The organism is Nocardiopsis sp. NPDC049922, assembly GCF_040660275.1.
Lineage (GTDB): Bacteria > Actinomycetota > Actinomycetes > Streptosporangiales > Streptosporangiaceae > Nocardiopsis.
Genome location: NZ_JBFAME010000004.1, coordinates 338,930 through 348,211, shown reverse-complemented (window position 1 = coordinate 348,211; position 9,282 = coordinate 338,930). Strand labels below are relative to the sequence as shown.

Genomic DNA, 9,282 nt, shown 5'->3' with positions numbered 1-9,282 from the left:
GCGTCACAGGTGGTGGCGCTGTGCCTGCTTGTGCGAGTGGTAGGTCAGGTACGCGTCGCGGGTGCTGTCGAGGTCGGAGACCTGGCTGACGGGCACGTCCCACCAGGCGCTGCCGGGCGGGTTGGGGCCCTCCGGGTCGGTCTCGACGTGCACGACGGTGGTGGTGTCGGCGGCCTTGGCCTCGGCGACGGCCGCGCGGAACTCCGCGATCCCGTCGGCGCGGATGACGCGGGCGCCGAGGCTGGCCGCGTTGGCCGCGAGATCGACGGGCAGGACGGACCCGTCGAGCCGGCCGGTGGACGGGTCGCGGTAGCGGTACCTCGTGCCGAACCGCTGGGAGCCGAGCGACTCCGACAGGGAGCCGATGGAGGCGAAGCCGTGGTTCTGGACCACGACGATGATCACCTTGATCCCCTCGGAGACCATGGTGACGATCTCCTGGGCCATCATCAGGTAGGACCCGTCGCCGACCAGGACGACCACCTCGCGGGAGGGGTCGGCCATCTTGACGCCCATGCCGCCGGCCACCTCGTAGCCCATGCAGGAGTAGGCGTACTCGACGTGGTAGGCCTTGGGGTCCCTGGCCCGCCACAGCGCCTGGAGGTCGCCGGGCATGCTCCCGGCGGCGTTGACGACCACGTCGCGGTCGTCGAGGACGTCGTTGAGCGCCCCCAGCACGGCCGTCTGGGCGGGCAGCGGGCCGTGGTCGAGGCGGTAGCAGGCGTCGGTGGTCTCGGCCCACTCCTCGGCCAGCTCCCGGGTGCGGGCCCGGTAGTCGGCCGCGACCTCCCAGCCGGCCAGCTCCCGGCGCAGCGCCTCCAGGCCCGTGCGCGCGTCGGAGACCAGCTGGGTGGCCGCGTGCTTGGCCGCGTCCAGCCGGGCCACGTTCAGGTTGACGAACACGACGTCCGGGTTGGCGAAGACCGTGTGGCTGGCGGTGGTGAAGTCGCTGTAGCGGGTGCCGACGCCGATCACCACGTCGGCCTCGCGGGCCAGCGTGTTGGCGCTCCTGGCCCCGGTGGACCCAACCCCGCCGACGGCGCGGTCGTGGTCCCACGGGAGCGCTCCCTTGCCCGCGTGGGTGTCGGCGACCGGGACCCCGGTGGCCTCGGCGAATTCGCGCAGGGCCGTGCACGCCTCGGAGTAGACCACGCCGCCGCCCGCGATCAGCAGCGGCCGCTCGGCGCGGCGGATGACGTCGGCGGCGCGGGCCAGCGCGTCGGGCTCGGGGACGGGTCGGCCGATGTGCCAGACGCGCCTGCGGAAGAACTCCACCGGCCAGTCGTGGGCCTCGGCCTGGACGTCCTGGGGCAGGCACAGTGTGACCGCGCCGGTCTCCACCGGGTCGGTGAGCACCCGCATCGCCGCCTGGGCCGCCGGGATCAGCTGCTCGGGACGGGTGATCCGGTCGAAGTACTTGGAGACCGGCCGGAACGCGTCGTTGACGCTGACGTCGCCGCCGCGCGTGTCCTCCAGTTGCTGGAGCACCGGGTCCGGGAGGCGGGTGGCGAACATGTCGCTGGGCAGCAGCAGGACCGGGACGCGGTTGGTCGTGGCCAGCGCGGCGCCGGTGACCATGTTGGTGGATCCGGGGCCGGTGGAGGCCGTACAGGCGAAGGTCTGGAGCCGGTTGCGGGTCTTGGCGAACCCGACGCTGGCGTGGACCATGCCCTGCTCGTTGCGGGCCAGGTAGTAGGGCAGGTCGGCCGCACCGGTCGTGGCCGCCTGGAGCAGCGCCTGGCCGAGCCCGGCGACGTTGCCGTGCCCGAAGATGCCCCACACACCGGGGATGAACCGCTGCTCGACGCCGTCGCGCTCGCTGTACTGCGCGGCGAGGAAGCGGACCAGGGCCTGGGCCGTGGTGAGCCGGACGGTCTGGGTCGACTGGGCCATCACGCCTCCTTCTCGACGGTGGAGGTCAGCGGCAGGCGCCGGTCCATCTCCTGGTCGGCCCAGGTCTGGCGCACCCACCCGTGGGCCGGGTCGTCGCAGATCCGCCACGCGCGTTCCTCACCGGGGCCCGCCATGACGTTGAGGTAGTAGAGGTCGTACCCGGGCGCGGCCATGGAGGGGCCGTGCCAGCCGTGCGGGATGAGGACGGCGTCCTCGGCGCGGACCTCCTCGAAGACGTCGATCGGACGGTGCTCGGTGCCGTAGACCCGCTGGTAGCCGATCCCGGGGCCGGAGGGGCCCTCCGCGACCTCGTAGTAGTAGATCTCCTCCAGCTCGCACTCGCTCTCGGTGGCCTCGTCGTGCTTGTGCGGCGGGTAGGAGGACCAGTTGGAGGAGGGGGTGAGCACCTCGCAGGCGATGAGCCTGTCCGCCTCGAAGGTCCCCGGGACGCAGAAGTTGTTCACCTGGCGGCTGGACTGACCGGCGCCGCGCAGCTCGACCGGGACGTCCTCGGCCGCGCCGTAGCGGGCGGGCAACCGCCGCTCGCACCGCGCGGACGGGAGCGCGAACCGCCCGCCCCGCGTGCTGGTGATCGTGGCGCGGGCGTCGCGCGGCAGGTAGACGAAGTCGGTGACGCGGGAGAACACGCTGTTCCTCCCGGTGACGCGGAACTCCTCGTCGTCCACGGAGACGAAGCAGCCGCCGTCGAGCGGCAGGACCAGGGTCTCGGCGTCGCCGGTGCTGATCTCCTCGCTGGCGCCGGGGGCCAGCTCCAGGACCCGCAGCCCCGAGTACCCCCATCCGGCGGACTCGGGCGTGACGACCGTGCGGAAGGGCGGCGCGGCGGTGCTCCCCGCGGGCAGGTAGTGCTTACCGTTCGTTGACGTCACAACAACCCCACAGCGGTGTCGACGGCGGCCACGACGTCGTCGTCGGCCGGGTACAGCAGGGACCGGCCCACGGTCAGGCCGATGACGTTGGGCAGCTTCAGCGCCTCGCCCCAACGGGCGAAGGCGGCGTCGGGGTCCTCGGACAGCTCCCCGCCCAGCAGCACCGTGGGCAGGGTGGAGGTGGCCATGACCCGCTCCATCTCGTCCACGACCGGCAGCTTGAGCCACGTGCGGGCCGAGGTGTTGCCGAGCCCGGAGCCGATCGCGACGGAGCGGGCGACCGCGTCCGGGGACAGGTCGTTGCGGACCACGCCCTCGCTGCGGGCGGAGATGAACGGCTCGACCATCGCGACGAGGCGGGCGGCGTTGAGCTCGTTGACCGCCCTGGCGCAGTTCTCCAGGGTCGGGATGGTGCGGTCGTCGTCGTAGTCCAGGCGCAGCAGCATCTTGCCGCCCTCGAACCCCATCCGGGCGATCCCGGCGGCGTCGTAGCCGGTGAACCGGTCGTCGATCTCCCAGGCGGCGCCCGCGAGACCGCCGCGGTTCATCGAACCGAACACGGACTTGCCGTCCAGGACCCCCGTCCCGTCGGGGTTCCGCAGCAGGAGCAGGTCCTCGATGATGTCGGCCGTGGCCAGCACGCCGGTGACGCCGGGGCGCGCCAGCGCGGTGCGCAGGCGGTCGAGCAGGTCGGCGCGGTCGGCCATGGCCATCGGACGGGAGCCCGAGCGCAGCGCGCCCCGGGCGGGGTGGTCGGCGGCGACGATCATCGCCTTGCCGCCCTCCCCCACGGGCGAGGTGGGCCGGACCCGCGTGGCCGCGGCCTCGGCGATGGCGTCCGGGTGGTGCAGGCGGGTCTCGACGATGGTGCGCAGCACGTCAGCCTCCATGAGCCGCCTCCTCCAGCGTGGCCTCGACCTCGGCGGAGGTGGGCATGGCGTCGGCGCAGGACAGGCGGGAGGCGACGATCGCGCCCGCCGCGTTGGCGAAGCGCATGACGCGCTCGGTGTCCCAGCCGGAGAGCAGGCCGTGGCACAGCGCGCCGCCGAAGGCGTCGCCCGCGCCGAGGCCGTTGACCACCTCGACCGGGACCGGCGGGACGTTGACCTGCCCGGAGTCGTCCACGGCGAGGACGCCGGCGGGCCCCTGCTTGACGACGGCCAGGTCGAGCCCCGCCGCACGACCGGCCTTGGCGGCGGCCTGAGGGTCGCGGTCCCCGACGGCGGTCTCCCACTCGTCGAGGTTGCCCGCGGCGACGGTGGCGTACGGGAGCGCCTCGGCGACCCAGCGGCGGGCCTCCTCACGCGACTCCCAGAACATCGGCCGGTAGTCCAGGTCGATGATGGTGATGCCCCGACGACCGCGTGCGCGGAGCGCCTCCAGGGTGGCGGTGCGGCTCGGCTCCTGGCTCAGACCGGTGACGGTCACCCAGAACACGTCCGCCGCGGCGATCGCGTCCAGGTCCAAGTCCTCGGCCCGGATCATGAGGTCGGGCGCGACGGGGTCGCGGCCGTAGAAGTAGAGGGGGAAGTCGTCCGGCGGGAAGATCTCGCAGAACGTGACGGGGGTCGGCAGGTCGGCGACCGGCGTGACGAAGCGGTCGTCGACGTCGAAGCCGCGCAGCGCCCGGTGGACGAACCGGCCGAAGGGGTCGTCGCCGGTGCGGGTGATCACCGCGGACCGGTGTCCGTACCGCGCGGCGGCGACGGCCACGTTGGTCGGGCTGCCGCCCAGGAACTTGCCGAAGGAACGCACCTCGTCCAGTCCCACCCCGGTCTGCTCGGGGTAGACGTCGACGCCGACGCGGCCCATGGTGATGACGCCGTGCGGCGCGTCGGGGCCGCTGCCCGCACTGGCCTTCACGGGGACCTCCGTAGGTTGCGGTACACCGGTGCTCGCCTTCTCTGTTCTCGTCGTTGTCGGTGGTGGCGCCGGATCACGGGCGCACCTCCTCGATCCGGACCGGTCGGCCCTCGCGGCGGGACCGCTCGGCGGCCTCCGCGACCAGGAGCGCCTCCAGGGCGTCGGCGACCGTGCAGGGGCTGGTCCCGCCCTCGCGCACCGCCCGCAGGAAGGCGGTGACCTCGGCTTCGTAGGCCGGGGCGAAGCGGGGCCAGAACTCGCGGAAGGGCTCCTTTCCGGGGAAGGCCACGCCCTCCTCCGCCGAGCGCAGGGCGGCGCGGTCGTCGAGGCCGACGGCGAGGGTCCCGGCCGATCCGGCCAGCTCCATCCGGACGTCGTAGCCGCCGCCGTTGTAGCGGGAGCCCTGCACGGTGGCGAGGACCCCGTCGTCCATGCGCAGGACCGCGACGGCGGTGTCGACGTCCCCGGCCTCGGTGAAGTAGTCGGCGCCCCGGTTGGCCCCGTAGGCGTGGACCTCGACCACCTCGCGGCCGGTGATCCAGCGCAGGACGTCGAAGTCGTGCACGTGGCAGTCGCGGAAGAGCCCACCCGACGTGGGGATGTAGGCGGCGGGCGGCGGCGCCGCGTCGCACGTCACGGCGTGCACGCGGTGCAGTTCGCCCAGTTCGCCGTCGCGCAGGGCCTGACGCGCGCGTGCGTACCCGGCGTCGAAGCGCCGCATGAAGCCGATGTGCACCAGGGCCCGGTGCTCCTCGACCTCGCGCAGGACCCGGACGGTCTCGTCGACGGTGGGCGCGACCGGCTTCTCGCAGAAGACCGGCATCCCCGCGCGGACCCCGGCGAGGATGAGTTCGGCGTGCGCCGAGGTGGCGGCGGTGATCACGAGCGCGTCGACCGCGCCCGGCCGGAGGAGGTTCTCCACCGTTCCCGCGACATGCGCGCCGACCCGCCCGGCGACCTCGCGGGCGCGCTCGGCGTCGGCGTCGGCCACGACCAGCTCCTCGACCTCCGGCCGCGCGGCGACGGCCGCCGCGTGTGACTCGCCGATCCGTCCGGCTCCCACCAGTCCGACGCGCATGCCCACCCCTCTCGTTGTCCGGAGCCCGGAGCGGCCGCCCCGGGATGACTGTTCCCTGGATCACAGCCACGGCTCCATGTTCACCCGAGTGAAACGAACCTGTCAATAGTTTGTCTAGACATAAGTACCTATACACCTACGAACAACTGGGCATCACTACACTGACCCTGGGAGGGACCGCCCTTCCGACACCCCAGGACGAACGGACGTGCCCGTGACCGAGACCCCGCTGTCGATCCCGATCGACCGCTCCAGCCCGGTACCCCTGTACTTCCAGGTGGCACAGGAACTGGAACGGCGCATCATGGCGGGCGAGCTGGCCGTGGGCACGAAGCTGGAGAACGAACTCGTCCTCGCCGAACGCCTCGGACTCTCGCGCCCCACGCTCCGCCGCTCCATCGAGTACCTGGTGGACCGGGGCCTGCTGGTCCGCAAACGCGGCGTGGGCACCCAGGTGGTCATGCCCCGGGTGCGCCGACCGCTGGAGCTGTCCAGCCTGTACGACGACCTCAGCCGCGCCGGGGAACAGCCGCGCACGGAGGTCCTGCGGCTGGCCGTGGAGGCGCCGCCCGACGCGATCGCCACCGCGCTGGAGGTGGACCCGGGCACGGAGGTCTACGTCCTCGAACGGCTCCGGTACGCGCGCGACGAACCGCTCGCCCTGATGCACAACTACGTGCCGACCACGCTGGTCGCCCTCGACGAGGAGCGCCTCGCCCACCAGGGGCTCTACCAGCTGCTCCGGGCGGCGGGCGTCACGATGAAGATCGCCTCGCAGACCATCGGGGCGCGCAACGCCACCGCGGCCGAGGCCCGCGTGCTGGGCGAGTCGCGCGGCGCGCCGCTGCTCACCATGGAGCGCACCGTGTACGACGACGTCGGCCGCGTCGTCGAGGTCGGATCGCACGTCTACCGGGCGTCCCGCTACGCCTTCGAGCTCACCCTGACCGACTGACCTCCCCCGCGCATCCTCGCGTTCGTGTCGTCACCCTGCGCTACGTTCCTGCCATGAGAAGACCGGCAGCACTGGAGTGGCCCCAGGAATCGACCCGGGAGGATTCGATGACCGCCGAGCCGCTCCCCGCATGGTTCACACCACCGCCCGGCGGCTGGACCGCCGATGACATGGACCACCTCCCTCCGGGCGCCCCCCGGATGGAACTCATCGACGGAGCGCTCGTTTTGCTGTCCCCCCAGACCGGATTCCGCAGCAAGGTCATGCGTCGACTGGCCAACGCCTTGGAGGACGCCGTCCCCGAGGGCGTCGACGTCATGCACGAGATGACCATGAAGCTGGGCAGGTACCAGCGCCCGGAGCCGGACCTCCTCGTCTACCGCTACGAGGAGGGGGACGAGGAGCACCTCGACTGGCACAGGATGACGCACGTCCCGCCCGTGGACGTGCTCATCGCCGTGGAGATCGTCTCCGAGGAGTCCCAGGACCGGGACCGCACCACGAAGCCCCTCAAGTACGCACAGGCGGGCATCCCGCACTTCTGGCGGATCGAGTTCGAGGACAAGGGACCCGCGATCCACGTCTACGAACTCGACGGGGTGCGGGACCCCAGGTACGTCCCCGTCACCATCGCGCGCGAGCGGCTCAAGCTCGACGTTCCGTTCACCATCGACATCGACGTGAAGGCCCTGGCCAGGCGATAGGCGCCTGAGCTGGTCGGCGCCGGGCGGGCACAGCGCCCGTCCGGGGCCGAACCGCCGCCACGACGCCTCCCCCGCCCGATCAGCGATGCCGATCGGACCCGCCCCTCCCCGGAACGCACCCACCCGGATTGTTCGATGTAGTTATGTCTAGACAACCTATTGACTTCTTGTCCGGGCAGCAGTAAACCTGAGTTATCAGTGATCCGCGTCACACTCGAAACCCGCCCGCCGGAGACCGGTTCGGGCAGACCGTCCATCGCGGCGCGGACCACCCACACCGTCCGGACTCTCGCATCCCGCGACGGGGACACGCACCGATCCCCGCGTCCGCGTCCAGGCTCCGCGTAGGTCCCCTCCCGAAGGAGAGGCGCGATGCACACCCGCACCGCCGACCCCGCACATCTGGTCGACGCGTCCCCGCGGGCTCGTTGGCGGCTCCCGGACACTCCCGTCGCCGCCCGTCTCGCCCGCCGCTTCGTCACGGAGTTCCTCGGGAACCTGATCCACGACGGAGCCCCGGACCGCGCCGGTCTGGACCACCGCAGCGTCCTCATCGTCAGCGAACTCGTCACCAACGCCGTCGTGCACGGTCAGCCGCCCATCGATCTCGCGGTCGTCTGGACGCCAACCGACGCCGAACTGCGCATCGACGTCCACGATCGCGGCGACGGCCCGTGCGGTGCCCCGGCCGTGCGGGGCGAGGCTTCCCCCGACGCCGAGTCGGGGCGGGGCCTGTTCCTGGTCGCCCAGACCGCCGCCCGCTGGGGCATCGGCCACCGCCAGCCCTACGGCACCCACGCCTGGGCGGAGGTCGTCGCCTGACCGGCGCGGGTGGAGGGATCGCGCCGCGGACCCCTTCAAGAGGCGAGCGCGGCGCGTGTCGGCGCACAGCCCCTACGACTCCAACGCCTCCCGCGCCAGCTCGGCGGCGCCGATCAGGCCCGCCTCGTTGCCCAGCGCCGCCGGGACCACACGCGCGGTCGGGCGGTAGCCCCGCCCGGTCAGGTTGCGCTCGAACGCCGTCCGCGCCGGGCCGAGCAGCAGATCACCGGCCTCCGACACCCCGCCCCCGATGATGAACAGCTCCGGGTCGAACGCCGCCGCCAGGTTGGCCAGCCCGGTGCCCAGCCAGGTCCCGACCTCCTCCAGGATCTCCACGCACGCCCGGTCGCCCTTGCTCGCCAGCTCGCTGACCAGGGGGCCGGTGATCTGCGCCACGTCACCGCCCACGGCCTGGTGCAGGACCCGCGCGACCGGTGACTCCGCGCGTACCAGCTCACGGGCCTCACGGGTCACCGCGTTCCCACTGGCGTACTGCTCCCAGCAACCCCGGTTGCCGCACTCGCACCGGTGCCCGCCCGGCACCACCGTCATGTGCCCGAACTCGCCCGCGATGCCGTAGCGGCCCCGGTGCAGTCGGCCGCCGACGACCACCGCCCCGCCGATGCCGGTGCCCAGGTTGACCACGACGACGTCGTCCACCCCCTGCCCCGCCCCGGAGCGCACCTCCGCCCAGGCGGCGGCGTTGGCGTCGTTCTCCACCACGACCGGGAGACCGAGCCGGTCGGCGAGCGCGTCACGGAGCGGCTCCCTGCGCCACGACAGGTGCGGCGCGAAGAGGACGTTCGCCCGCTGCTCGTCGACGAACCCCGCGGCGCCCACCCCCACGGCGGCCACCGCGAACTCCCGCGTCAGCTCACGCACGACGCCGACGATCGTCTCCTCGACCACCGCCGGGCTCTTGCTCCGCTCGGGCGTCTCGGTCCGCAGGCGCGCCAGCACGTGCCCCTCGGCCGTGACCGCACCGGCGGCCACCTTCGTCCCGCCGATGTCCACCCCGACCGTCAGGGCGTCCCCGCTCCGTGGCTCCGTCATCCCGCTCCACCCCAGTGCCCGACA

At 72.7% G+C, this 9,282-nt stretch carries 9 protein-coding genes; 3 read left to right on the top strand and 6 right to left on the bottom strand.

The annotated features are described in order from the left end of the window. Nucleotides 1–3: 3 nt before the first annotated feature. The 5 genes from iolD to AB0I72_RS10570 form a co-directional block, all read right to left on the bottom strand. On the bottom strand, nucleotides 4–1,893 hold the full coding sequence (gene iolD, locus AB0I72_RS10590) for a 3D-(3,5/4)-trihydroxycyclohexane-1,2-dione acylhydrolase (decyclizing) (RefSeq protein WP_358565384.1): 1,890 nt from the start codon (nucleotides 1,891–1,893) through the stop codon (nucleotides 4–6). Next, the gene (gene iolB / locus AB0I72_RS10585) at nucleotides 1,893–2,783 is read right to left on the bottom strand and encodes a 5-deoxy-glucuronate isomerase (RefSeq protein ID WP_358565381.1); all 891 of its coding nucleotides are present in this window, start codon (nucleotides 2,781–2,783) and stop codon (nucleotides 1,893–1,895) included. The genes iolD and iolB overlap by 1 nt, the downstream gene beginning before the upstream one ends. Further along, entirely contained in the window at nucleotides 2,780–3,673 is an 894-nt protein-coding gene (locus AB0I72_RS10580) for an aldolase (protein ID WP_358565378.1), read from the bottom strand. The genes iolB and AB0I72_RS10580 overlap by 4 nt, the downstream gene beginning before the upstream one ends. Beyond that, entirely contained in the window at nucleotides 3,663–4,595 is a 933-nt protein-coding gene (iolC, locus tag AB0I72_RS10575) for a 5-dehydro-2-deoxygluconokinase (RefSeq protein ID WP_358565640.1), read from the bottom strand. Before iolC ends, AB0I72_RS10580 begins: the two co-directional genes overlap by 11 nt. Before the next feature lie 124 nt (nucleotides 4,596–4,719). Further along, nucleotides 4,720–5,724, bottom strand: a complete 1,005-nt coding sequence (locus AB0I72_RS10570) for a Gfo/Idh/MocA family oxidoreductase (protein ID WP_358565375.1) — start codon at nucleotides 5,722–5,724, stop codon at nucleotides 4,720–4,722. 214 nt (nucleotides 5,725–5,938) lie between these two features. Between AB0I72_RS10570 and AB0I72_RS10565 the strand changes: the two genes are divergently transcribed. The 3 genes from AB0I72_RS10565 (at nucleotide 5,939) to AB0I72_RS10555 (ending at nucleotide 8,205) form a co-directional block, all read left to right on the top strand. Beyond that, a complete protein-coding gene (locus tag AB0I72_RS10565; protein WP_358565372.1) occupies nucleotides 5,939–6,679 on the top strand; it encodes a GntR family transcriptional regulator in 741 nt (246 codons plus the stop codon). 107 nt (nucleotides 6,680–6,786) lie between these two features. Continuing rightward, nucleotides 6,787–7,383, top strand: coding sequence for a Uma2 family endonuclease (locus AB0I72_RS10560; RefSeq protein ID WP_358565637.1), 597 nt, complete (start codon nucleotides 6,787–6,789; stop codon nucleotides 7,381–7,383). A 372-nt stretch (nucleotides 7,384–7,755) separates the two neighbouring features. Then, nucleotides 7,756–8,205 (top strand): ATP-binding protein, encoded by a 450-nt coding sequence (locus AB0I72_RS10555; protein WP_358565369.1) that lies wholly within the window; start codon nucleotides 7,756–7,758, stop codon nucleotides 8,203–8,205. A 72-nt stretch (nucleotides 8,206–8,277) separates the two neighbouring features. On the opposite strand, the gene AB0I72_RS10550 is transcribed toward AB0I72_RS10555, so the two are convergent. Next, the gene (locus AB0I72_RS10550; RefSeq protein WP_358565366.1) at nucleotides 8,278–9,258 is read right to left on the bottom strand and encodes an ROK family glucokinase; all 981 of its coding nucleotides are present in this window, start codon (nucleotides 9,256–9,258) and stop codon (nucleotides 8,278–8,280) included. Between the last annotated feature and the right edge of the window lie 24 nt (nucleotides 9,259–9,282).

Bases quoted from the DNA above. Each gene is read 5' to 3' on its own strand.
- iolD (WP_358565384.1), bottom strand. From the start codon at position 1,893: ATGGCCCAGTCGACCCAGACCGTCCGGCTCACCACGGCCCAGGCCCTG.
- AB0I72_RS10580 (WP_358565378.1), bottom strand. From the start codon at position 3,673: ATGGAGGCTGACGTGCTGCGCACCATCGTCGAGACCCGCCTGCACCAC.
- iolC (WP_358565640.1), bottom strand. From the start codon at position 4,595: ATGGGCCGCGTCGGCGTCGACGTCTACCCCGAGCAGACCGGGGTGGGA.
- AB0I72_RS10570 (WP_358565375.1), bottom strand. From the start codon at position 5,724: ATGCGCGTCGGACTGGTGGGAGCCGGACGGATCGGCGAGTCACACGCG.
- AB0I72_RS10560 (WP_358565637.1), top strand. From the start codon at position 6,787: ATGACCGCCGAGCCGCTCCCCGCATGGTTCACACCACCGCCCGGCGGC.
- AB0I72_RS10555 (WP_358565369.1), top strand. From the start codon at position 7,756: ATGCACACCCGCACCGCCGACCCCGCACATCTGGTCGACGCGTCCCCG.
- AB0I72_RS10550 (WP_358565366.1), bottom strand. From the start codon at position 9,258: ATGACGGAGCCACGGAGCGGGGACGCCCTGACGGTCGGGGTGGACATC.